The organism is Erysipelothrix anatis (genome assembly GCF_009828745.1).
GTDB classification, from domain to species: domain Bacteria; phylum Bacillota_I; class Bacilli_A; order Erysipelotrichales; family Erysipelotrichaceae; genus Erysipelothrix; species Erysipelothrix anatis.
Map to the genome: position 1 here is coordinate 127,210 of NZ_WTSX01000002.1, position 25,386 is coordinate 152,595.

Here is a 25,386-nt window from a genome sequence, read left to right on the forward strand (position 1 = left end):
GACCTTTACTCCCAGACTTTATGGTAAGAGTTAAGGCGGATATGATTGTGCATTGCATCAAAATCTAAATCCATGACATATCCCAGTCCATTGGGTGTTTCAATATTCATACGCTCTTCAAACGACAGTGGCGCAAGAAATGTAAGAACCATCATAATTACACCTGCATGACAAACAATCGTAACACTATCTTCATTCGATGCATCCATTTCGGAAAGTATTTTTGTTAGCTTTCCAAAAACACGTAAACTCATTTGCGAAACAGTCTCACCATTTAGAACTGGCTTGTTGTTGCCAAAAAGTTCGTCGAACGGATTAAAATCCATGGCATCCCACGCAACATTTTCATAATCGCCCACTGACATTTCACGAAATGCTGATGTTTTCTCTGCAAGCGGTGTTTCATCACCATAAAGAATTTTAAAGGTATCGTAAGCGCGGCTCAGATCAGAGCTGTAGTAACGATCGGTTTTGGGATAGGTATACGTTTCTCGATGTTGATGTAACTCTTCAATTCCTTTTTCACATAACGGTGTATCGTACCAACCTGCACATACACCCGTATCATTGGCCATGGAACGACCATGACGGATAAAAACAACTTTCATAAATTCCTCCTAAAAAATAAATCCCTCCTTGCGGAGGGACTGGTTAACTAATTTGTGTTCCGTTTGCGACAGTTCCACCTGAAACAAGATCCATTCCCTCAGCATCTTTAGCTGCTAGAATCATTCCGTTTGATTGGACACCCCGTAAACTGACAGGTTTTAAGTTCGTTACAACAACAACTTGTTTCCCCATTAGTTCGTCCTTCGTAAAGTGTTCCACAAGACCACTTACGACTTGGACAGTTTTAGATCCTAAGTCAACTTGAACTACATAGAGTTTGTCGGCTTTTGGATGTTTCTCAACATCCACTATTGTTCCTGTTTTTAGGATCATTTTTTTGAACTCGTCTATCGTGATTTCTTCGACGACTTCTTCAACCACTTCTGGTTCTTCTTCAACAGTAAGTTTTGCTAAAGTTTCTTCTTTATCTAAACGTGAGAAGATAATTTCAGTTTTATCGATAACTTTGTGACCTAATGGTGTACGACCATATTGACGCGCACTTTCGAATGAACGATCTTCAACATTAATTTGGTCAAGAATTTCTTGAGATGTCGATGGAATGAAAGCTTCTAAAGCAATACCACCAACACGAATCAATTCTACAAGATTATAAAGTACCGTTTGGAGGCGATCACTTGACGCTTCATCTTTTGCCAGTACCCATGGTTGTGTATCATCAATATATTTATTTCCTTTACGGAAAAGACTTACAATTTCACTAATTGCATCCGCAACATGTAATGTTTCCATTTTTGTTTCGACATTTGGTATTAAATTTTGAATTGCATCAACAAGTTCTGTATCTAGTGGGTCTGTCACAGTGTTTACCGTTAGGACGCCCCCGTAGTATTTATTGATCATCGCAACTGTACGATTAACTAAGTTCCCTATAATATTCGCAAGGTCTGTGTTAATACGTTCAATCATCAGTTCATTTGTGATATGGCCATCACGTTCATATGGCATTTCATGAAGCATAATATAACGAACAGGATCAACACCAAACACTGCAGCCAAGTCGTCAACATAAACCATGTTTCCTTTTGACTTACTCATTTTATCATCACCGGAAAGTAACCATGGATGACCAAAAATTTGTTCGGGTAATTCAACATCTAATGCCATGAGAATAATTGGCCAGTAAATTGTGTGGAATCGTAAAATATCTTTACCAATTAAGTGAACATCTGCCGGCCACCATTCCGCAAACTCTGCGCTATGGTTTCCATCAGCATCATATCCAATACCTGTAATATAGTTGATTAATGCATCAATCCATACGTAAACAACATGTTCTGGATCAAAATCAACAGGAATTCCCCATTTGAAACTTGTACGAGAAACCGCTAAATCGTGAAGTGGTTCTGTTAAAAAGTTTTTGACCATTTCATTTTTACGTGATTCTGGTTGAATGAAATTTGGATTATTTTGAATATGTTTTACCAAACGATCCTGGTATTTACTCATTTTAAAGAAGTATGTTTCTTCTTTTTGACGTTCTAATTTTGCACCACAATCTGGGCATAAACCATCTTTAACTTGAATGTCTGAGTAAAATGCTTCATCAGCTTTACAGTACCAACCTTCGTAAACACCTTTATAGATATCCCCTTGGTCATGTAATTTTTTGAATACTTTTTTGACTTGTGTTTTATGATCTTCATCTGTGGTTCGAATGAAGTAATCATATTTTACGTCCATGAGATCAAAAAGGTCACGAATAATTGTAGAAATGTTATCGACATGTTCCTTTGGTGTAATACCCGCTGCAATCGCATAATCCTCGATTTTTTGTCCATGCTCGTCTGTTCCAGTTTGGAAACGAACATTAAAGCCTTGTGCACGTTTAAATCTCGCGATAGCATCAGCTAATACGATTTCATAAATGTTCCCAACATGAGGCTTTGCTGAGGTGTAAGCAATGGCGGATGTAATGTAATAATTTTTTTTGTCTTTCATATAGGCCTCCGCATATTTCTTTGTAATTATAGCTTATTTAGTCACTTCTCACAACTTAGAAAAGAAAATCTCAATGGGATTCAATCCCACTGAGATTATTGTTCTGTTACGTAAATTGTTTTAAGTATTTCAATATCGTCTGCAGTAAGTTCTAAGACTTCCGCAACGTAGGTATCAAAATCACCATAATCTTCATCGATTGCATCAAATGCCGCTTGAATATAGGATTCCGCAACCATTGTATATCCTCGATAATTTTCGATCTGTTCGTGTGTCGCATCAGGATGCTGTTCCAACATGAGATCAACCATGCGTTTTTGATTATCTTTGTTGAGGATATTTGTCATCAAATAATCTTCTAAAATTGATTCTCGAGATGCACCCAGAATTTTCAATATTTGAGCAGCTGCGAACCCAGTACGATCTTTTCCTGCTGAACAATGGAAGTAAGTAGCACCTTCAGGATTATTTAAAAGTTCCTTGAAGAATTGTCGGTATTCATTACGAGCATCTTCATCACGAATAAATGTATCATTTAGCGATTGCATATGCTCAACCGAGTTTACGTCTTCGACCATCTTTAGCATTTCCATTGGGTCTGCTGTTGTGCGTTCACGTTTCCCAAGTATATCTAAATGTGTATACCGGACACCATCGAGAATTTCGTTAGGTTGACGATCTTGTTCATTAAGCGTTCGCAAGTCGATAACATGCGTTAACTCAAATTCATCAACAAGACGGGCCCGCGTTTGGTCATCCAGATTTTCAAGAGGACCACCTCGCAACAATTTATGTGGCTTCACAACACCATTAGTAACAGGTATTCCAGCTAAATCACGGAAATTTAATATTTTTGTATGCATGTACTATCCCTTTCATATCTATTGAAAAATCCCGTAATGACGGGATTTAGCTTTTTTTGGTTCGTTTTTTTAAACATTCGCTGCAGATTCCCTCAAATGACATATCGTGATCAATCACGAGACATCCAAGTTCCTGTTCTACAAGCGCATGTAAATCATCACGATACTCAATCTCTACATCTTGTATTCGATTGCATTCGCGACATCTAAAATGATAATGATCATGTAGATTCTTATCATAGATAAATCCTAGCTCAGGATGGCGCACACGGTTAATCAACTTTTCTGCATACAAAACGTTAAGATTGCGATAAATAGTCGCAATTCCTACCGATACTCCATGCTCTTTTAATGTTGAATGTATTTCGTCTGCGGTCATATGTCCGTCAGATGCTTGAATAACATCGAGGATTTCTTGTCTTTGTTTTGTAAGTTTTAAACTCATAGCATCACCCTGTGTAAATTATATCATATTTTAACGGTCGCCGTTAAATATAGAATTCTTAACAATTACGTAATCTACTTTGCGGATTGACTCAAGGTCTCTTCCACCCGCATAGGAAATTGAAGATTGTAAGTCTTGCTTCATTTCTAACAATGTATCAGCAAGATTTCCCTTGTATGGTACCAAGATTTTCTTACCTTCGACATTTTTGTGTTCACCTTTTTGGAATTGTGACGCACTACCAAAGTATTCTTTAAATGTAACTCCATCTTTTTCAACAGTTTCCCCTGGAGATTCTTCGTGACCTGCAAAGAGTGAACCAATCATACACATTGTTGCTCCAAAGCGAATTGATTTTGCAATATCACCATGGTCGCGAATACCACCATCAGCAATAATTGGCTTACGTGCTGCTTTAGCACACCATGCTAGCGCTGATAATTGCCATCCACCAGTTCCAAAACCAGTTTTTAATTTTGTGATACATACTTTTCCAGGTCCAACGCCAACTTTCGTAGCATCCGCTCCCGCATTTTCAAGTTCGCGAACAGCTTCAGGTGTTGCGACATTACCCGCAATTACGAATGTTTGAGGAATGAATTTTTTAATATGTTTAATCATTGAGATAACGGACTCTGAGTGACCATGAGCAATATCAATTGTTATATAATCAGGGATCACATTGTCATTAGCGAGTTGTTCGATAAAACCATACTCATCACCTTTGACACCAACACTAATCGATGAAAATAAATTACGTTCTGCCATTTCCTTTATGAAGTCATAACGACGTGCTTCATCGAAGCGGTGCATAACATAAAAGTAGTTATTTTCTGCTAACCAGATTGCAAGGGGTTCATCAATAACGGTTTGCATGTTTGCAGGAACAATTGGCATTTCAAAACGGCGGTTTCCTAATTCAATGCTTGTATCACACTCTGAACGACTGTTCACAATACATTTATTGGGAATCAATTGAATATCTTCATAATCAAAAATTTTCATTTTATCTCTCCTATTTTGATTCGTGGTACTGCGCATAAAGATCATTTTTAGATACATTATTACGCTTCGCTACCAATGAGATTGATCGTGATACTGAATTTCCTTCTGAAATTGCGTCATCAATTTGCGAAATGAGCGTTTCAAACGTCACAATTTCTTCAACTGAATTTTTCTCAATGACAAGAACAAATTCACCTTTAATCACATCGACTGCATCGATAACTTCGGTAACACTGCCACGTATGAATTCTTCATGCATTTTGGTGAGTTCACGAACAAGGCATATTTGGCGATTACCTAATACATCATACACGATTTCTAGGGTCTTTGCTAACTTGTGAACCGATAAATAATAGACAGTTGTCATCGGCAAATCTTTATCTTTTTCGAGTTGTTTTTTTAATTGATTTTCTTTATGTTCCAAGAATCCCATAAACGCAAATGGTTGGGCAACAAGACCTGAAGCAACTAATGCATTTAGAAATGCACTCGCACCTGAAATTGGCACAACATTATATCCTGCAGCAATAACATCTCGAACCAAAGTTTGCCCAGGATCTGAAATTAGGGGGTATCCTGCATCACTAATTAATGCAACACTCGAATGGTTATGCAATAGGTCGATAATCCCTTGTGAACTCTCATGTTCGTTGTGAGCATGATGACTGATTAACTTCGTTTCAATATCAAAATGCGAAAATAGTTTACGCGCATTACGTGTATCCTCTGCAGCAACAATATCTACTGTTTTGAGAACCTCAATGGCACGTGGTGTCATTTCTTGTAAGTTTCCAATCGGTGTTGCGACAAGATACAGTGTTGGCAGTTCATTTTTAAAACTTTGTTGCTTAATCATAGCGGGACCTCCTAGAGCGTAAATGTTTTATGCTGATTCACAATTTCATAAGCGAGTTGATCAATGAGTAAGTTTGTATTTACCCCAGGGCGAATTCTATCTTTAATCATCAATACACGCTTCTTATATCCAAGTTTTGTATTGTCATTCATTTTATCGACATATTGATTGAATTTTGGAAATGTTTCAAAATCCAAACTTACCAAGAGCACGTCTAAAAATAAATCAATCGTTGTTTTGTCTAAGACTTTTTGTTTAATACCACGGTGCTGCATAAGAACGACACCTTCGTGAATGCGCATATCATTCAACATCCCTAAAACTTCTAACGCCAAATCTACGGTTGCTTGATAACCATCGCTTTGACTTACAGAAAGCATTTCTTCAACGGTATTTTCAACTCTTGATAATAAATAAGCATCTTGTTCATCAAGTCCTTCTTCAATACCGGCTTCGAAGAGCAATTTTTGGTCGTTATCCTTCAATTGAATAAGTAGGCAACGTGATTTAATCGTTTCTAAGACGCGATTGGGTTGGGATGTCGTAAGAATTGCAGTCACATCACTATCCGGTTCTTCAAGAAACTTCAAAATACTATTCATTGCAGCGATACTAGCATTTTCTACATCTTCAATAATATAAACTTTACGCGAATTGGCTTCCATATTGGTTTGAACAAATTGCTCTTTCAACGTTACAATCTCTTGTTTTTTGATACTTTCATCTTTACTACTTAAAACGCTATAGTCACCATGTGTTCGTTCTTTAATTCGAAGACACACACTACATGTTCCACACGCACCAATTTCTTGTTGCATGCACATCAAACTTTGCGCCATATACTCTGCAAAAGAAAAAGCATCACTTTTCCCTACAATTAGGTATGCATGTGACACACGATTTTTTTCTTGTTGTTTATGAAATAAATTTAATGCTTCAGTTTGAACGTTCATTAATAACCTCTTCAATAATTGCTATTGCTTGTGCAGCAACCGCTTCGACAGTTCCAGTACCATCAATTACACGAATACGGTCTGGAAAACGACGAATGACTTCTTGATACCCTTCATAGACACGTTTATGAAATTCAAAGCCTTCCATCTCCAAACGATCTTTTGCGCCCCGTTTACCAGTACGCTCTAAACCAATTTCCGGGTCACAATCAATAAAAATCGTAACATCTGGAAGATGACTATCAATTGCAAACTTATTAATTTCCCAAACTTCATCAATGCCGATTCCACGGGCATATCCTTGATACGCTAGTGATGAATCAACAAAACGATCACAAAAAACAATACGACCTGCTTCGACGGCAGGTACAATTTTCTCCACTAAGTGTTGACGACGACTTGCTGCATACAATAATGCTTCTGTACGATCATCCATCTCTGTGTGGACTGGATCAAGGATCAGGTTTCGAATCTTTTCTGAAATTCCAATTCCCCCAGGTTCACGCGTTAGCAAGATATCTTCCCCTTTATCAATAAAATACTCTGTTAAGTATTTCGTGATCGTTGTCTTACCGCTTCCGTCTGGTCCTTCAAATGATACAAATAATCCCATAATCACACCTCTTTTTTTATCATTATATCATGCATCATTCTTTATTGTTGTTTGAAAAAATGATTTCAGTTAGAATGAAAAGTGATGAAAGAAGGATTACGTTGATGAAACCACTTAAACAGGCATTTCACAATGCTGCTGATGACAAAATTTATAATGGATTAATTGCTATAATTTTTATTTTGATGATTGTTTATATGTTTTGGCCACAACCCTTTATTCCCGTAATCACAGGAGTCTTGTTGATTGTTTGCTTTGGTTATCTAATTAAACACTATGTTGGTGCGCGAAAGGATTATAAAAACAATGGTAAAACCTTATAAAAAACTCGATGAACGAAAAAAATTTGATGGCTTTCTCATAGATGCCTTTGAGACTGATTTTGAGACCGATGCAGGTATTTTCACAGCAGAAGTACTAAAACACCCTGGTGGGGCTGTAATCGCGGCGACACACGATGATGAATACTTTTATGTCGTTGATCAATTCCGTTTTGGTACAGAAATGATCATGACAGAATTTCCAGCTGGGAAAACAGATCCTGGTGAGATTCCCCTCAATGTTGCGAAACGTGAACTTCAAGAAGAAATTGGATACAGAGCGCAAACTATTGTGCCACTTGGCATTATGCATCCAACACCTGCCTATCTTACAGAAGCATTATCCTTATTCTACGCTACTGATTTAGAATTTGTTGGACAAAATCTTGATGAGGGTGAAGAACTTCACGTTCACCAACTCAAGCTCTCAGAGATTGAAGCAAAAATCATGAATAATGAAATTACAGATGCAAAGACAATTGCACTTGCAATGAAACTCCGTCTTTATTTGCAAAATAAAAAGGTATGACATAATGTCATACCTTTTCTATTATTCACCCTTAGGTAAAATAAATACTTGCTCTCCCGACTTCGATAAGAGGTGGGTACCACGCGCATAGTTTTGAACGTATGTCGGATCTTCTAAACGAGCCTTTTCTTCATTGAGAGTTGTTTGTTCATCTTTCAATGTGTCTAATTGGGATTGAACTGTATTTAGTTCTTGTTTAAGTTGTGCTGTTGTAACTAATTCGTTTACGGATTTTGTTAACATGTATCCCGAAAATGCAAGAACGGCAACACCAAGACATGTCGAAATAATTTTAACAAGTGGTGATGTTTTTTTAATTTTTTTCTTAGCAATTTGAGCCATAGTGTCTCATCTTCCTTTTCTTTACACACCTAATTATACCGACAAATTATTACGTTTCAAGAGTTGTCACTTCACTTTCACAAAGCTCACATTGCAACAATATTTCAAGGATATCTTCACATATTTTAAATTTCCGCACTATGTAGTGACGTTTTTGTCACAATTCAGGGCTATTTTCTTAATATATTAAGACTTCGAATGTGAATTAAAATAATTTAATTCACATATTCGAGGAAACTTATTCACTCTTTTCGATGCGTTTATCATCCAATAATTCATACATTGGCGGATTTGAACGCAGAATTTTGTCACTTAAAAAGGTTACTTCAACCTTAATATGGCGGTGTTCAAAGCGAATTTCGATGACGTTTCCAACCGCTACTTCAGTCGATGGTTTTGCCAATTTTCCATTCACAAATACACGATTATCATCAGCCAAATCTTTCGCAATTGTACGCCGTTTTATGATTCGCGATACTTTTAAATACTTATCAAGCCTCATGATTTTGCTCCTTTACATGTTCTAAAACATAAATTAAATCTTCAGCCCATCCTTTATAGACAGGTAATTCAATTGATATCATACGATTTGTATACTTAATTTTAATCTCACTTGAGCGTTCCGAAATCAATTCAAAAAGACTGATTCCGTCGACATTTGAACTGTATGCTTCTGTGAATCGCAATTCAACTTTATTCACACGTTCCTTAAATGATTCAATTCGTTCATCTCGCAAGAAGATTTCCAGTCGTGTTTTCTCTAGCAACATTGTTACCGACTCTGGAAGTTCTCCATAACGATCTCGCATTTCATCATAGAATCGTTTTAAATCTGAGATTGTTTCTAAGTCATTAATGCGCTGATACAATTCCAGTTTTTCACCATCGTCACTTGTAAAATCGTCGGGTAAATAACCATCAACACTTAGATTATATCGTGATTCTGTTTCAGGTGTTTCAATTCCTTTACCTTGACGCTCAGAAATAGCTTCTTTAAGAAGTTGAACGTATAAATCAATACCCACGGTGTCAATGAAACCGGATTGATTTCCACCTAACAATTCTCCCGCACCACGAATGGTAAGATCACGCATTGCAATCTTATAGCCACTTCCTAATTGCGTGAATTCCTTAATTGCTTGCAGACGCTTTTGCGCAACTTCTGTGATATTTTGTTTACTTGGTATCATAAAATATGCATAGGCTAAACGATCTGATCGACCAACACGACCTTTAATTTGATACAGTTGAGACAGTCCAAATCGATGAGCATTATCTACAATAATCGTATTCGCATTTGGAATATCAATGCCTGTCTCGATAATTGTGGTACATACCAAGACGTTAATCTCTTTCTCAATAAATTGGATCATAACATCTTCAATATCACTACGATCCATCTGCCCATGTATTACTGCAACACGCGCTTGTGGAACCGACATTGCAACATTATTTGCAACACTATAAATTTGCTCTACATTGTTATAGAGATAGAATGCCTGTCCATCACGATTTAATTCTTTTGCAAGAATTTCTTTAATTGTTTTTTGGTTTTTCTCAATTACATATGTCATAACCGGAAGTCGATTTGACGGTGGAGTATTAAGTTGTGACAATGAACGAAGACCAATTAATGACATTTGTAACGTTCTCGGAATCGGCGTTGCACTCAGCGAAAGCACATCAACCGATACTTTGAATTCTTTAATTCGTTCTTTATGTTCAACACCAAAACGTTGCTCTTCATCAATAATTAATAACCCTAGATCATGGTGCTTGATATCTCGTGATAAAACACGATGCGTTCCAACTAAAATATCAACTTTTCCATCTTTAAAACGCTGAATGATATCTTTTTGTTCTTTATCAGATACGAAACGATTCAATACTTCAACAACAATTGGATAGTTTGCAAAGCGCTCTTTAAATGTTCGAGCATGTTGGGCACTAAGAATCGTAGTTGGACACAAGAAGATAACTTGTTTACTATCTACAAATGCTTTAAATGCCGCCCGAATTGCGACTTCTGTTTTTCCGAATCCGACATCACCGATGAGTAGTCGGTCCATCGGAAGTGGTTTTTCCATATCTTCCTTGATTTCTTTGATTGCTTGTTTTTGATCTGGAGTCAACTCGTACTCGAACTCTGATTCAAATTGTTTTTGAAATTCGGTATCAGGTTGGTATGCATAACCAACACTTTCCATTCGCTGTGAGTAGAGATTAACTAGCTTATCCGCAACTAATGCAACATCCTGTTTAACTCTATCTTTATTCTTTTGCCATGCACTACTTCCAAGCTTACTGAGCTTAACTGCAGTTGCTTCAGAAGACATGTATTTTCGAACTAAACTAAATTGTTCGAGAGGGACAAACAATTCATCACCATCACGATACATGATTCTCATAAAGTCTTTATGGACGCCTTCAATTTCTTTTGTCATAATTCCCATGTAACGACCAATTCCATATTGACGATGCACAACATAATCAGAAGTATCTAAATCTTGAAGTTGATTCAAAGACTCCGCTTTTGAGAATTTATTGTCATAGCGATATTTCTTTTTACGATATTGGTATAGCTCTTTTTCGGTGAAAACAAGAATTTTCTCGTCTTCTAAGTAAAATCCACTTTGGATATCTGAGTAATCAATATAAATCCCAGGATTACTTGGGTAGTCCGTTAATACTGTATAAGACATATCTGCATTAATGAGTGCGCGGATGAACTCTTCCATGTTGTGTTCATTTAAAGCAATGATGACACGTTGGGTTATAGCTTCTTTACGAATCCATTGAAGTGTCTCTACGATATTATCCGATATTATATTTGCACTATGCCAAGGAATGAAGACTTCATTTTCAATCTGATACTCATGAATTTTCATTTTCGAAGCATCATTAAGGTAAGAGGGGTACTCTGCATACATATTATTGATATAGATTAACTCGTGCATGTCATACAATTCTTCAGAGTACTCCGCTAAATCTATCGTATTTTGTTTTAATGTTCGCTCTACACCCTCAACCGAACTCAAAATCTGCTGTGCATCTTTCACGAAATCGTAGATGGTTGCATAGTTTTCCCAGTATCCAAGAAGGGGATAGAGTGTCGTATCATACGATCCTTGGTTTATTTGTTCTCGTTTGACTTCAACGTTATTGATAAGTTCATCATTTTTTTCTAAAGCCAATGCTTGATCAACTTTTGATACAATCATCGTTCTATCAGAATCGGTTAATAACACATCATTCGCAAAGACGATTGTTGCTGATTCAAGTTTCTCTTCTGATCTTTGATCATCAATATTGAATGACCGAATACTATCAACCTCAACATCAAAGAATTCAATGCGGATTGGTTTTTCCATTTGAACTGAAAAGATATCACAAACACCACCACGCATTGCAAACGTAAACGGTTGATCGACGTATTTAACGCGCGAGTAACCCATATTTTGCAAGCGACGCGCAAGTTCAATTGGTTCAAAGTGGTCACCAATTTTTATGGTTGTAATTGCCTCTTGTAATGTATTGGGTGACGAAAGCTTACGAATCGAAGCAATCGCATGCGTGATACATATGTCATAGTCATTTTCTAATATTCGATAGAGTGCCTCGATTCGATTGGCACGCATAATTTCAGATTGTACGATAGCTTCGACTCTTAGAGATTCTTCATGGTTATAATATATAACTCTTGATTCGGGACTTATTCGCTGAATTTGATCGAACAGTTCTTGAGCTTGCTGTTCATTTTCTTTAACAATAAATATTTTTTTCTTGTTTTTTAATGTGGCTCCTACAGCTAACATTGCTTCTTGCATCACGCTCAAATGGGCAAAGTTATCTTTGCCCTGGGTGTATTGTTCAACAATAGGATTCGATTTTAAATAATCTTTAAGCCAATTCATGAATTATTTGCTCCATTATAACGGTTCATAATTTCAAGAATTTCTATTCCTTCAGCAAAATCAATTGCCGCATCTGCAGCACGATCGATAGCTGTTTCTTCATCAATTTTTCCCATAACGTAATCTGCAGTATTCATATGTGGATTTTTCCCTATCCCCACCTTAATACGTGCAATTTCAGATGTACCAATATGTTCGATGATACTCTTGATTCCATTTTGTCCACCAGAACTGCCTTTCGGACGGATTCTGACTTTTCCCAAATCAAGGTCTTTATCGTCACTTATGATAATAATATCCTCCGGATATGCATCATAATATGCCACAACTTCACGGACAGCTTCGCCGGATAAGTTCATATATGTTTGTGGTTTAACGAGAATAACCTTTTGACCCCTTACGAATGTCTCCGCAATCAATGCTTTAAATTTCTTCGTAGAAATTGTTACTCCCAATTTCGAAGCAACTTTATCTATTGTAATAAAACCAGCATTATGGCGTGTACGTTCGTATTGTTTTCCGGGATTTCCCAGACCTACAACTATTTTCATACATACCTCTTTAGAAAGAAAAGAATAAGGGCTTCCCCTTACTCTTTGTTTGGATCATAAATGATCTTTAGATGACGGTTACGGCCAGAACCTTCACTTAACGTTTTGACATTAGGGAAGTTCGTTAATTCTTTATGAATAACGCGGCGCTCATCATTTGGCATCGGATCTAACGATGCATCAACTTTAGATCGTTGAACTTGTTTAGCAATACGTTTTGCCATTGCTTTAAGTTTTTGGTAACGGTCATTTTTATAGTTATTAATATCAAGGCTAACAAAGAATCTACGTTTGAACTTAGCGTTAACAGCATGACGAACTAATTGTCCTAGTCCATCGAGCGATTTACCACCACGGCCAATCAAGATTGCATTATTCTCTGCATTAATATTAATGCGAATATTATTATTGTTTTGATCAATTTCAATTTCAACGTTCTGTCCTAAACCACTAAAGAATGTAGTTAGGTAATCTTTAATGAACTCAGACACGTCTTGGAGGGCATATACTTCAGCAGTAACACTGGACCCAATTCCTAAGAATCCTGTCTTTTCTTCAGTTACGTAATATACTAAATCTTCGGGTTGAACATTTTTTTCTTTGGCTGCTTTACTTAGTAATTCATCCAAAGTCTTTGCGGTATATTGCTTCATGACTTCCTCCTACGAATTATTTTTGATCTGCGTATTTGTTGTTAATATAAAGTGTTTGGAATAGTTGTCCCATAGCTGAAATCATCCAGTATAGACTCATTCCGATATTCCATGTTAAAGCAAAGAAAACGATCATTGCTAATGATACATACATCATTGAGCTTGCTGGGTTTGCAGGTTGCTTTTGATTTGGATATTTCTTCAATTTTTGTTTTGCTAAGTATTGTGGTAAGAACATTGATAATGCTTGGAAGATAACCATTAATGCAAATATTGTAATATACACAACATTCATTTCTTGGAATCCTTGCATTGGTGTTTTTTCTAATGTTTCTCCAAATACTGTTCCGCTAATAATTAAGTCTGCACGTGTAACCGCATAGTACATTGCAATCATGATTGGTAATTGTAATAATTGACCGCCGATTGCTGACATCGGTTTGATATCGTGTTTTTGGTACAGCTTTTGCATTTCGGTTGCTTTAGCCATTTTTGATTGTTGGTCAGTTCTGTTTCGGTATTTCTCTTCAATTTTTGCTTGTTCAGGTCCTAACAATTGCATTTTTTGTTGTTGAATCGTTGATTTGATTGATCCACGAATTGTTAATAAACGAATTAACAAAGTAACAATAACAATTGATAATAACGCTCCAACATATTGAGCAAAGAAGTTAAGTAATTGTGCAATAGGCCATACAAAGATAGCGCCGAACCAGCTCTCTTTACCCCATGTCCATGCATCCCCTAGTCGAATAATTGATTCTGGATATACTTGTTTCGTTACAGGATCAACATAGCTCATACATCCTGTTAGTACTACAAGTAGTAATCCTAGGAGTGCAATTTTTTTATATTTTCTCATCTAAATCTCCTAACATACGTACTGTTATATTTTAACTGTTTTTAGGAGTTTTTCCAAGTCTTTTCGGTTTTCCTCAAAACTTGTTTCAAAATAGCTTTTACGTACCATAATAATATAGTCATAATCGCTTTCGAAAACTCCAATATCTTGAACCATTGAGCGTACTTGGCGCTTGGTTTTATTTCTTAATACGGCTCCACCTAATTTTTTGGGAACTGATATTCCAAAGCGTGGACTAATCTCTTTTTTTGTATCTATATATACTGAAAAAGACTTCGAATTTTTGAAACGACGTCGTTGCATAATTCGTTGAAAATCTCTTGGATTTTTTACTCTAAGTTCTCTTTTCATAATTCACTTCCATCTTTACAAAAAAGCCACCCGCATGGGTGACTTTTTATGCAGATAACACTTTTCTTCCTTTTGATCTACGACGTGAAAGCACTCGACGTCCGCCAACTGTTTTCATACGGGCTCTGAAGCCATGGACCTTTTGGTGTTTCCTTTTGCTCGGTTGATAAGTTCTCTTCATTGAAAACCACCTCCAGTTCTTTTTTACGATAAAGAGCAAATGCTTTAAAATTATATATAATCTGTATCCAAATGTCAACGAAACCCACGAGCGAGTACGCTTTTTTTTACTGATTCAGAAAACATGCTTTTCCATCTTAACAAATTCAACAACATTTATCCACATTATTTTAATAATTTAAGGATTGGTGATAACCCTGTTTATAAATCAGTGGATTAAATATATGTTTTTTTTATCCACTTTGACTCTTAACACCTTTTACCACCACTTTATAACATTGTTTATCAACACTTTGTTGATATGTGGAAAAGTACATTATATCCAGTATACAAGCGCTATATTGATGTTGTTAATGCGTTTGAAATTCAAGTATTTTTCCTGAATCATTCATTTATCAACAGTTGTTGACTATCTTTTCAACTTTCCCCAATTAATCCCCATTGTTAATTTTGTGGATAAGTGTGGATAACTCTAAACTATCCACTGTTTACTGTTCGGTTGACACTTACATTTGTGGATAACTTGTTACCAAAAAAATACCTGCTTTTTTTCTTGTTTTTATTTGGTATTATAGTAAATGAACAAGGAGAAATGCCATGACAACGATGAAATTCTATTTAGAGGATGTTTGGGGAAAAGTTAAATCTTATATTCAGAAAAACAGTCCTTTAGATGATATGATTTTTAAAACATATATTGAATCTGATACTCGTCTTGGTGCACTCGATGATGCAACAGCAACGATTGTTGTTTCAACTTATTTACAAAAAGTCATACTACATGATCAACTTGAATACTTGAATAAAGCCATTAATTCTGTTTTAGAACGAGAAAACATGGTCTGTGAAGTTCTTGAAGAAGGCGAGTTTACACAGAAGAAGCCAATTACTGCTACTCCTGTTCCAGAAGTAAAGCGTGTTGTTAAATCTGATGGAATTGCGGTTGACCAAACTTTTGAAAATTTCGTAGTTGGACCTAGTAATAAGGAAAGTCATTCAGCAGCATTGGGATGTGCGTATCGACCTGGACAATTTTATACGCCTCTTTTTATCTATGGAAACTCTGGTTTAGGTAAAACCCACTTATTAAATGCAATTGGTAATTATATTAAAGGAAAGAACCCTAATGCTAAGGTTTTTTATACATCAAGTTCTGATTTTGTTAGACAAGTTGCCAACTCTATCCAAAATAGAGAAATTGAAGACTTCAAAGATCAAATGTACGATCTCGATGTTTTACTTATTGATGATATCCAGTTTTTAGCAGGTAAAGAAAAATCCCACGAGATTTTCTTCCATATTTTCAATGAATTAATTTATAACCGTAAGCAAATTGTTATTACTAGTGATAGACTTCCAACCGAAATTAAAGGACTCGAAGACCGCTTAATTAGCCGCTTTTCCTCAGGTTTATCTGTTGGCGTTGATTCGCCAGAGTTTGAAACTTCACTTGCAATTCTAAAAATGAAAATAATGAGTCGAAGTGTTGATCCAGGTATTTTTGATGAAGATGTCCTCGCTTATGTTGCTGCAAATTTCTCTAAAGATGTGAGAACTTTAGAAGGTGCACTTAACCGCTTATTGTTTTACTCTATTCAATTCTCTAACAATGACCATATAAATTTAGATATAGCTATGTCTGCATTTAAGGTAACAAATGGACAACCAATAAAAACAAATGAATTGGATACAAAAACTATTAAACGTATTGTCGCTGACTACTATGGACTTACACAAGCTCAGCTTGTTTCTAAGGCACGGACGAAAGCAATTGCGAATGCCCGCCATATTGCAATTTATCTATCGAGAAAGCATCTCGATTTACCTTACAATAAAATTGGTGAAGAATTTGGAAAACGTGATCATTCAACCATAATAAGTGCGTGTGACAAAATTGAAAAGAAACTTAAAACAGATCAGCTTCTTGCACGAGCAATTTTTGAAATTGAATCTGAATTTAAAGCCAGCTAAATCTATCAGCTGGTTTTTCTTTTAGAGAAGTTATCAACAGTTATCCACATATTGATAACACCCTAAAATAGCTTTATTTGGCGTATTATAGGCCTAAATGAAATGTTATCCACTTTTCCACAGCCCTTAATAGTATTAAATTACTTAATATACTTATAAATAACAAAAAATCGTTCTTTACGAATTACTTTTTCGATAATAATATTTTGCATAATTATGCTATAATAAATGTAATTGTATTCAATATACTTTGGAGGAATCTATGAAGTTTAATATCAAAAAACAATCGTTTTATAAATCATTATCTTCAGTTGGTCGTGCTTCATCAACACACTCACCGCTACCTATACTTTCAGGAATCAAATTTGAATTACGTAACAACACGTTAACGTTGATAGCTAGTGATTCAAATATTTCTATTCGTGAAGTCATTTATGCTAACGATGAAAATAATTTAGTTATCCATGAAGAAGGTGATGTCGTTTTAGAAGCGCGTTATGTTCTGGAAGCAGTTCGAAAATTAGATGCTGACATTATTAATATGGAAATTATTGATGGTGCTCTAACACGTATCAGTGGAAATCAAGCTGAATATAACATTAATGGAACAAAGGGCGATCAATACCCAATTATCGACTTTACAAAACCAGAAAAACAATTTGAGATTTCTGGAAGTAAATTATCTGAGATTATTTCTCAGACAGCTTTTGTTTGCTCAACAAGTGAAGATCGTCCGATTTTTACGGGCGTAAACTTTAAAGCTAATGGAACGACTTTAAATAGTGTTGCAACTGATAGTTACCGTCTTGCAAAGAAAGTTGTTGAACTTCCTGTAGAGATGGACTTTAATATCTCAGTCCCAGCCTCTAACTTATATGAAGTACAAAAAACAATAACCGGTGATGAAATCATTACTATTGCAGTATCGGATAAATTAGTTCAATTTTATATTGGCGAAACATTGATTCAATCTCGACTTATTGATGGTCTTTTCCCAGATGTAAATCGTTTGATTCCGAACGAGTATGGATTTGAACTCGTTGTTAAGAAAACTGATTTAATCAATGCTGTTGATAGATCTTCATTCTTAAAGAGTGAAGGGTACTGGACTGTAAAACTTGAAGCAACTCCAGATGAAATTATTATTAGTTCAAAATCTCAAGAAATTGGATCATCAGAAGAAATTCTCCATCCGATAAATTATGTGGGAGGTAATCTAAAAATTTCATTCAGTGGAAAATACTTGATTGAAGCTTTAAAATCCTTCAAGTCAGAAACAGTTAAAATTATGTTCGTGGGTGAAATGCAAGCATTTGTAATTCGTCATCCTGAAGATGATTCAATTGTTCAGTTAATTCTACCACTTAGAACATTTGACTAATCATGTTAAAGAATCAAAGACATCTCGCAATTATTGAATACGTAAATGAACATCAATTTGCGAAAGTAGAAGAATTATCGCAACTTCTGAATGTTTCCGAAATTACGATTCGAAGAGATATTAATGAACTTCATGAAGAAAATGTCATTAAAAAAGTTCATGGAGGCGCGAGCTCTCTCAAACAGAATCACATTGCTATGGATATTGAGCTCGAATTGCGTCGAACTACTAATGCTGATGAAAAACTAAAAATTGCTAAAATCGCTGCAGATTATATTCCCGACGATTCATCAATCTATTTAGATGCAGGAACATCAACATCACTTGTCATTCCATATCTCGAGAACAAGAATGTAACGGTGTTTACTCATGGCTTACATCATATTGAAATGCTAAATAAATACAATATTGATACGTATATTATCGGTGGTCATCTAAAAACTAAGACACTTGCAACGGTTGGATCACTAAGTATCAAATATCTTGAACGTATGAATTTTGATATAGCACTTATAGGATTTAATGCTCTCGATTCAGAGTTTGGTTATTCAACTCCTGATGAAATGGAAGCAATGATTAAGGCCACTATTATCAAGCATTCTAATGTAGTGTATTTCCTAGGGGATGAAAGTAAATTTGGGCGGAAGTCAGGAATGTCCTTTGCACAAATTAGTGATGGATACCTAGTTTCAAATAAACATCCAGGAGATAAATACCTAAATATAAAAGTAATAAAGTAGGCGTGTCCTACTTTTTTTATTTTTAACAATGATTTGAATGAAAATGATAAGAAATGATAAATAGTGTTTGAAAACGATTACATTTATGATAAAATACAAATAGAGGTGATTTCATGATACATATTATTGCACTAAATCCGTCAATTGATTATTTGATGTCTGCAAGTTCTGTGGAACTTGGCAAGACGAATCGGTCAAACTTCGAGAAAATAAGAATAGGAGGTAAAGGAATTAATGTTGCAATCGTACTCAATAACTTAGGAATTGATACGACGCTTCATGGATTTTTAGGAGGTTTTACTGGCGAACATATTCGTGAAAATTTGAAAGAGTATCCACTCATAAAAGATAAATTTATCAATTCAAATGTATTAACGAGGATCAACGTGAAGATTAAAACCGATGTCGAGACTGAGTTGAACGGTTCTGGAGAAATCATCGATTCGAGATACATTGAACAACTTGAACGAGAAATCAAGACATTTACTGAAAACGATATTGTTGTTATGAGTGGTAGTATTTCCCGGGGAATGAATTACAGTTGGTACACAAAGATAGCACAATATTTACATTCGAAGAATATTGATTTTATCGTTGATATAGGAAGTCATGAGCTTATAAATATTTTAAAATATCATCCCCTCTTAATTAAACCAAATATCGATGAATTCCTTCAAATTACCAATGTCCCGAATGATTACGAATCGATTCTTATTGCAGGTAAGGAAATGCTTAAATTAGGTGTTAAAAATATTATTATCTCTTGTGGTAAAGATGGATCTCTATATATTTCCAATCAAGACCTGTTTAAGGCTACGGTGCCAGAAGGAAAGCTTATTGATTCAGTTGGGGCTGGAGACTCCATGGTTGCTGGATTTATTGCAGGAATCGTAAAAGGAGAATCCGAAAAAGAAACATACTTATTAGCATCGGCTTCGGGAACGGCAACGGCATTTTCTGAAGCACTTGCAACATCAGATGAGATATCAAATTTAATGAATAAAATCAAAATAGAGAGGATCTAATTATGGAATTAAAAATTAGTGATGTGCTTAAAAGTAATAGTATTATTTTTGATTTGAAAGAAAATGATAAGAAATCTGTGCTTTTAGAAATGTCTGAATATCTAAAGGCACAAGGATTTGTTAGTGATGCAAATCAATTCTTAGATGTACTTCTTGAAAGAGAAGCTGTAAGTACGACTGGTGTTGGAGATGGAATTGCAATCCCTCATGGTCGGAGCAATATAGTTACAGAAACAGTTGTTTTATTTGGAAGAAGTACTGGTGGAGTGAATTTCGAAAGCATGGATGACAAGCCCGTGCATTTATTCTTTATGATTGCTACTCCGGAAAATTCAGGGAATGAGCATCTTAAGATTCTCGCAGAATTATCGGGTAAACTCATGCATTCCGATGTTGTGCTAGAACTAAAAAATGCCTCAACGTATTCAGAAATAATCGAAGCATTCTCAATAGAAGATACTACTAATAATATCGAAACGAATGATTTACATAATCATAAAAAAGTTGTAGCAGTGACAGCATGTGCAACAGGAATCGCACACACATATATGGCAGCAGAGAAACTTCAAGAAATTGCAAAGAAGTTGAACATTGATGTAAAAGTTGAAACTAACGGAACTTCAGGTGTTGGCAATCAGTTGTCGAAGGCTGATATTGAGAATGCTGATGCTGTGATTGTTGCTGCTGACATCAAGGTTGAAACATCACGATTTGATGGTAAAAAAATGATTGCAGTCCCAGTAGCTAAAGCAATTAAAGAACCACAAAAATTATTTGAAGAAGCACTTTCTGATAATACTCCTATTCATAGTGAGAAGGCTCAAGATTCACCACGAGATGAGAAAAAAGGAATCTATAAACATCTAATGAGTGGTGTGTCTTATATGCTCCCATTTGTTATTGGTGGTGGAATTGTTATTGCACTTTCATTTTTGGTCGACCAGTTGATAGGTGTACCACAAGATAGCTTAGGTCAATTGGGTAGTTACAATGAATTAGCTGCATCTCTAAATAAAATTGGTGGTGCAGCATTTGGATTCATGCTTCCAGTATTAGCTGGTTACATTGCCTACAGTATTGCAGATCGTCCGGGCCTTGTAGCAGGATTTGTTGCAGGTGGAATTGCTAGCACTGGTGGCGCAGGTTTCCTTGGCGCACTAATTGGTGGATTTGTGGCAGGGTATGTAGTCAATTTTGTGAAGAAAATGCTCAATGGACTGCCCCATTCACTGAATGGATTAAAAAATATCATGTTATATCCTCTCTTAGGTGTCCTCATTACTGGTGCAATAATGCTTATTGTTAATGTACCAATGAAAACGATTAATGATATGATGAACAACTTCCTGCTGAACTTGTCAGGCACGAATGCTGTTATCCTAGGATTGCTCTTAGGGGCTATGATGGCAATTGACTTAGGGGGTCCAGTTAACAAAGCGGCCTATGTTTTTGGTACAGGAACGCTTGCTACAGCATCTGTGGGAGGAAGTAGTGTCATGGCAGCCGTTATGGCGGCTGGTATGGTACCGCCGCTTGCAGTATTTGTTGCCACACTATTTTTCAAAGATAAATTTACAGTTGAAGAGAAACAAGCCGGACTTACTAATGCTGTCTTAGGGGCATCTTTCATTACTGAAGGAGCAATTCCTTTTGCATCAAAAGATCCATTACGAATCATTCCAAGTTTTGTAGTTGGGTCCGCAGTTACCGGTGCACTTGTACTTGCATCAAATATTATGGTAAGTGCGCCTCACGGTGGTATCTTCGTAATATTCCTTGTTTCGCAACCAGTTCTATACATTGCTTATATTGCAATTGGATCAATAATTAGCGGATTCATTATGGGTATTTTATCCAAATAATTAACATATAAAACATAAAAACAACCGAATGCACTCATCTTAAAAAAATAATTTTTGAAGGTGCATATTCGGTTGTTTTTTTTTGTGTAAAAAAATGTCATCAAACCCACTAATATAGGACTTTTATGATTATTCATATACGTGCATTTTATCGTAAAATATGATAAAATAGAGGAGTTAAAAAAAGGATGGATAATATGAAAAAAGAAGGAGACTACATAACACTTGGACAGTTTCTAAAAGTTATGGACTATGTGCAATCGGGTGGGGAAGCTAAACACCTTATTCATACATTCTCCATTCAAGTAAACGGCGAAAATGAAAATCGTCGTGGAAAGAAACTTTACCCTGGTGATCAAGTTGTGATTAACGGGAATATGCATGAAATCTCTGAAGAAGATGCAGATTAAGCAACTTGAACTTAAACAATTTCGAAATGTTGATGACGTAAGTCTCGATTTTCCGGAAAATATTACAGTGTTTGTTGGAAACAATGGTCAAGGTAAGACAAATATCATCGAATCGATAGTTTTTTTAGGTTCAGGCAGATCGTTTCGAGTCAATGATGATAAAATTCTGATTCAAAATGGAAAAGAATTTGCGAAAGCCGAAGCAGTTATGGATTCGGGACACCTTTTGAAAATAGTTGTTAGCGAGCAAGGAAAATATTTACAGGTTAATCATTCACCATTGAAAAAGTTAAGTGATTTTATCGGGTATTGTAATGTAATATTATTCAATCCTGATGATTTAAATTTTTTTACGGATGCACCCAAAATTCGACGTAGAAGTGTTGATTTTGAATTAGGAAAACTTTCTAAAGATTATATTGGCATTTTGTCTAGATATACACAGGTCTTAACACAACGTAATGCATTATTGAAATCAAGAAATATTGATTTTGGTTTATTGGAAATATTGGATAGCCAGCTAATTGAGTATCAAATTCCGATTATCAAGCAAAGAAATGCATTTATTGCTCGTTTAGAGCCAGTTGTAGAAAGATTTTACCAAGCAATGAGTCAAACATCGACTCGTGTTAATTTCGAGTATAGGAGCCCTGTAAGTGTTGATAGTTCGATTCTTGCTAATCTAACGAAACGTATGCAAGAAATGCACCAAAGAGATTTAGATTTACGTGCAACGCAAGTGGGAATTCATCGAGATGACTACGTATTTAAGATGGATGGAGTTCCTGTTATCAATACTGCGTCTCAAGGACAGAAACGAATGCTCATGATTGCGTTTAAACTTGCGCTTGTCTCGTTGGTTTATGAGTTGCAAGGGGCTTATCCAATATTATGCTTGGATGATTTATTTTCGGAGTTAGATGAGTCACGTCGTAAAATGGTTCTGAAAATGATTCCAGACGCCGTACAAGTATTTATTACAACGACTGATATGCAATTTATACAAACAGAAAGAAACTTAAATGTGTTTCACGTTAATAAAGGAATTATTCATAAGGAGGTAATTTAATGGCATCAAACAAAGTAGAACATTCTTATACTTCAGAAGATATTCAAGTATTAGAGGGATTAGAAGCTGTTCGTAAACGTCCTGGGATGTACATAGGGAGTACATCTGCTCGTGGTTTGCACCATTTGGTATGGGAAATTGTTGATAATGGTATTGATGAGGCTTTAGCTGGTTTCGCAAGTGAAATTACAGTTACTGTCGACAAAGATAACATTGTCACTGTTTCTGATAATGGTCGTGGTATTCCAGTTGGAATTCACGAAAAAACTGGTGTTTCTACTGCAGAAACAATTTATACTGTGCTTCATGCCGGAGGTAAATTCGGTGGTGGCGCCTATAAAGTTTCTGGTGGACTTCATGGGGTTGGGGCATCCGTTGTTAATGCCTTGTCTACTTTCTTAGAAGTATCTATTTTTAAAGAAGGTATTGAGTATTATCTTCGTTTCGAAAATGGTGGCCACACTGCCATTCCATTAGAAGAACGTGGAAAAACTGATCGTCAAGGGACAGAAGTTAGATTTAAAGCTGATCCAGAAATCTTTAAAGAAACAACAGAGTACTCATTTGATGTATTACGTGATCGCTTACGTCAAATGGCTTTCTTGAATAAAGGAATTAAGATTACATTTATTGATGAGAGAGAGCCTGAGGAGTCACGCGTCAACGAATTCCATTATGAAAATGGAATTCTTGAGTATGTTCATTTTATGAATAGAAATCGCCAAGTAATTCATGAAGAGATTGTTTACGTCGAAGGCGAAGAAGATCAAATTCAAGTTGAAGTTGCGATGCAGTATAATGATGGATTTGTTCCAAATATCTATTCATTTACAAATAATATTAATACCCAAGAGGGGGGAACGCACGAAGATGGTTTCCGTCTTGCTTTAACACGAGTTATTAATAATTACGCTAAAGAAAATAATCTATTGAAAAAAGAAGAAGATGGATTCTTGGGTGATGATGTTCGTGAAGGACTCACTGCTATAATCTCTGTAAAACATCCAGATCCTCAATATGAGGGGCAAACAAAAACTAAACTTGGAAATAGTGAAGTACGTAAGATTGTTTCTAATATCTTTGGAAATCAATTTGAACGTTTCTTAATGGAGCATCCAGACGATGCAAAAATAATCATTGATAAAGCTCTAGTTGCATCAAAAGCACGTGTTGCCGCTCGTAAAGCACGGGAATTGACACGCCGTAAAGGTGCTCTTGAAGTATCATCATTACCTGGAAAACTTGCAGACTGTTCAAATCGTAACCCGGCCGAAAGTGAAATCTACCTCGTCGAGGGGGATTCCGCTGGCGGAAGTGCAAAACAAGGTCGAGATAGTAAATTCCAAGCAATTCTTCCTCTACGTGGTAAGGTTATCAACGTCGAAAAAGCTCGTTTACACCGAATCTTTGACAACAATGAAATTCGCATGATGCTTACAGCATTCGGTACGGGAATTGGTGAAGAAATGAATCTTGAGAAATTGAGATATCATAAAATCGTTATCATGACCGATGCTGACGTAGACGGTGCGCACATTAGAACGTTACTTTTAACTTTCTTTTACCGCTTCTTACGTCCAGTCATTGAAGGAGGCTTTGTATATATTGCTCAGCCACCTTTGTATAAAATTTCTCGTGGAAATAAAATGGCTTATGCCTATAGCGATGAAGAGTTAGAAGAGCTCAAACCTGAATTCGGTGATCGTTTCAACGTTCAGCGATACAAGGGTCTTGGTGAAATGAATCCAGAGCAACTATGGGAAACAACCATGGATCCTCAAACACGTACGCTTATTCGTGTTGATATTGAAGATGCAATGGAAGCAGATATGATTTTTGAAACGCTAATGGGTGATGAAGTTGCACCTCGTCGCCAGTTTATTCAAGAAAATGCAGAATATGCAGATTTAGATATCTAGG

At 36.0% G+C, this 25,386-nt stretch carries 26 protein-coding genes; 10 read left to right on the forward strand and 16 right to left on the reverse strand.

The window, feature by feature from the left end; all coding sequences use genetic code 11:
• Positions 1-5: 5 nt before the first annotated feature.
• The 8 genes from GVV19_RS02115 to tmk form a co-directional block, all read right to left on the reverse strand.
• The gene (locus tag GVV19_RS02115) at positions 6-608 is read right to left on the reverse strand and encodes a histidine phosphatase family protein (protein WP_159634911.1); all 603 of its coding nucleotides are present in this window, start codon (positions 606-608) and stop codon (positions 6-8) included.
• A 43-nt stretch (positions 609-651) separates the two neighbouring features.
• A complete protein-coding gene (gene metG, locus GVV19_RS02120) occupies positions 652-2,571 on the reverse strand; it encodes a methionine--tRNA ligase (RefSeq protein WP_159645154.1) in 1,920 nt (639 codons plus the stop codon).
• A 95-nt stretch (positions 2,572-2,666) separates the two neighbouring features.
• Positions 2,667-3,434: a tyrosine-protein phosphatase gene (locus GVV19_RS02125; RefSeq protein WP_159641731.1), complete on the reverse strand. Its 768-nt coding sequence runs from the start codon at positions 3,432-3,434 to the stop codon at positions 2,667-2,669.
• 46 nt (positions 3,435-3,480) lie between these two features.
• Positions 3,481-3,879 (reverse strand): Fur family transcriptional regulator, encoded by a 399-nt coding sequence (locus GVV19_RS02130; protein ID WP_159634902.1) that lies wholly within the window; start codon positions 3,877-3,879, stop codon positions 3,481-3,483.
• A gap of 30 nt (positions 3,880-3,909) precedes the next feature.
• Positions 3,910-4,884, reverse strand: a complete 975-nt coding sequence (gene guaC / locus GVV19_RS02135) for a GMP reductase (protein WP_159634899.1) — start codon at positions 4,882-4,884, stop codon at positions 3,910-3,912.
• A 10-nt stretch (positions 4,885-4,894) separates the two neighbouring features.
• Positions 4,895-5,740, reverse strand: a complete 846-nt coding sequence (gene rsmI, locus GVV19_RS02140; protein WP_159645157.1) for a 16S rRNA (cytidine(1402)-2'-O)-methyltransferase — start codon at positions 5,738-5,740, stop codon at positions 4,895-4,897.
• An 11-nt stretch (positions 5,741-5,751) separates the two neighbouring features.
• Positions 5,752-6,693 (reverse strand): DNA polymerase III subunit, encoded by a 942-nt coding sequence (locus GVV19_RS02145; RefSeq protein WP_159641729.1) that lies wholly within the window; start codon positions 6,691-6,693, stop codon positions 5,752-5,754.
• On the reverse strand, positions 6,677-7,306 hold the full coding sequence (gene tmk / locus GVV19_RS02150) for a dTMP kinase (RefSeq protein ID WP_159641728.1): 630 nt from the start codon (positions 7,304-7,306) through the stop codon (positions 6,677-6,679). The genes GVV19_RS02145 and tmk overlap by 17 nt, the downstream gene beginning before the upstream one ends.
• A 104-nt stretch (positions 7,307-7,410) precedes the next feature.
• On the opposite strand from tmk, the gene GVV19_RS02155 reads away from it, so the two are divergent.
• Both GVV19_RS02155 and GVV19_RS02160 read left to right on the forward strand, forming a co-directional pair.
• Positions 7,411-7,629 carry a hypothetical protein gene (locus GVV19_RS02155; protein ID WP_159645159.1) on the forward strand — a complete coding sequence of 73 codons (219 nt, stop codon included), beginning with the start codon at positions 7,411-7,413 and terminating at the stop codon, positions 7,627-7,629.
• A complete protein-coding gene (locus GVV19_RS02160; RefSeq protein ID WP_159645161.1) occupies positions 7,613-8,155 on the forward strand; it encodes an NUDIX hydrolase in 543 nt (180 codons plus the stop codon). The genes GVV19_RS02155 and GVV19_RS02160 overlap by 17 nt, the downstream gene beginning before the upstream one ends.
• Before the next feature lie 21 nt (positions 8,156-8,176).
• Here GVV19_RS02160 and GVV19_RS02165 read toward each other — a convergent pair whose 3' ends face one another.
• The 8 genes from GVV19_RS02165 to rpmH all read right to left on the reverse strand — a co-directional run bounded on the left by GVV19_RS02165 (position 8,177) and on the right by rpmH (position 15,009).
• Positions 8,177-8,497 carry an FtsB family cell division protein gene (locus GVV19_RS02165; protein WP_159639959.1) on the reverse strand — a complete coding sequence of 107 codons (321 nt, stop codon included), beginning with the start codon at positions 8,495-8,497 and terminating at the stop codon, positions 8,177-8,179.
• 238 nt (positions 8,498-8,735) lie between these two features.
• Positions 8,736-8,999 carry an RNA-binding S4 domain-containing protein gene (locus GVV19_RS02170; protein ID WP_159634878.1) on the reverse strand — a complete coding sequence of 88 codons (264 nt, stop codon included), beginning with the start codon at positions 8,997-8,999 and terminating at the stop codon, positions 8,736-8,738.
• Positions 8,989-12,411, reverse strand: coding sequence for a transcription-repair coupling factor (gene mfd, locus GVV19_RS02175; protein ID WP_159645163.1), 3,423 nt, complete (start codon positions 12,409-12,411; stop codon positions 8,989-8,991). Before mfd ends, GVV19_RS02170 begins: the two co-directional genes overlap by 11 nt.
• Entirely contained in the window at positions 12,408-12,962 is a 555-nt protein-coding gene (pth, locus tag GVV19_RS02180; RefSeq protein WP_159645165.1) for an aminoacyl-tRNA hydrolase, read from the reverse strand. Before pth ends, mfd begins: the two co-directional genes overlap by 4 nt.
• Before the next feature lie 38 nt (positions 12,963-13,000).
• Positions 13,001-13,615, reverse strand: a complete 615-nt coding sequence (locus tag GVV19_RS02185) for a Jag family protein (protein ID WP_159634869.1) — start codon at positions 13,613-13,615, stop codon at positions 13,001-13,003.
• A 16-nt stretch (positions 13,616-13,631) separates the two neighbouring features.
• A complete protein-coding gene (gene yidC / locus GVV19_RS02190; RefSeq protein ID WP_159639953.1) occupies positions 13,632-14,477 on the reverse strand; it encodes a membrane protein insertase YidC in 846 nt (281 codons plus the stop codon).
• A gap of 24 nt (positions 14,478-14,501) precedes the next feature.
• Complete coding sequence (gene rnpA / locus GVV19_RS02195) at positions 14,502-14,828, reverse strand: ribonuclease P protein component (protein WP_159634863.1); 327 nt, start codon at positions 14,826-14,828, stop codon at positions 14,502-14,504.
• 46 nt (positions 14,829-14,874) lie between these two features.
• A complete protein-coding gene (gene rpmH / locus GVV19_RS02200; protein ID WP_003774176.1) occupies positions 14,875-15,009 on the reverse strand; it encodes a 50S ribosomal protein L34 in 135 nt (44 codons plus the stop codon).
• A gap of 596 nt (positions 15,010-15,605) precedes the next feature.
• Here rpmH and dnaA point away from each other — a divergent pair.
• From dnaA to gyrB, 8 genes are all read left to right on the forward strand, one after another.
• Positions 15,606-16,979 carry a chromosomal replication initiator protein DnaA gene (gene dnaA / locus GVV19_RS02205; RefSeq protein ID WP_159645167.1) on the forward strand — a complete coding sequence of 458 codons (1,374 nt, stop codon included), beginning with the start codon at positions 15,606-15,608 and terminating at the stop codon, positions 16,977-16,979.
• Positions 16,980-17,241: 262 nt separating this feature from the next.
• Positions 17,242-18,360, forward strand: coding sequence for a DNA polymerase III subunit beta (gene dnaN, locus GVV19_RS02210; RefSeq protein ID WP_159639949.1), 1,119 nt, complete (start codon positions 17,242-17,244; stop codon positions 18,358-18,360).
• A gap of 2 nt (positions 18,361-18,362) precedes the next feature.
• Complete coding sequence (locus tag GVV19_RS02215; RefSeq protein WP_159639947.1) at positions 18,363-19,100, forward strand: DeoR/GlpR family DNA-binding transcription regulator; 738 nt, start codon at positions 18,363-18,365, stop codon at positions 19,098-19,100.
• 113 nt (positions 19,101-19,213) lie between these two features.
• Positions 19,214-20,125 carry a 1-phosphofructokinase family hexose kinase gene (locus GVV19_RS02220; RefSeq protein WP_159645169.1) on the forward strand — a complete coding sequence of 304 codons (912 nt, stop codon included), beginning with the start codon at positions 19,214-19,216 and terminating at the stop codon, positions 20,123-20,125.
• Between the two features lie 2 nt (positions 20,126-20,127).
• Positions 20,128-21,987, forward strand: a complete 1,860-nt coding sequence (locus GVV19_RS02225) for a PTS fructose transporter subunit IIABC (protein WP_159645171.1) — start codon at positions 20,128-20,130, stop codon at positions 21,985-21,987.
• Between the two features lie 188 nt (positions 21,988-22,175).
• Entirely contained in the window at positions 22,176-22,397 is a 222-nt protein-coding gene (locus tag GVV19_RS02230) for an RNA-binding S4 domain-containing protein (RefSeq protein ID WP_159639941.1), read from the forward strand.
• Complete coding sequence (gene recF / locus GVV19_RS02235) at positions 22,369-23,466, forward strand: DNA replication/repair protein RecF (protein ID WP_236261682.1); 1,098 nt, start codon at positions 22,369-22,371, stop codon at positions 23,464-23,466. The genes GVV19_RS02230 and recF overlap by 29 nt, the downstream gene beginning before the upstream one ends.
• Positions 23,466-25,385, forward strand: coding sequence for a DNA topoisomerase (ATP-hydrolyzing) subunit B (gene gyrB, locus GVV19_RS02240; protein ID WP_159645174.1), 1,920 nt, complete (start codon positions 23,466-23,468; stop codon positions 25,383-25,385). The genes recF and gyrB overlap by 1 nt, the downstream gene beginning before the upstream one ends.
• Position 25,386: the final 1 nt, after the last annotated feature.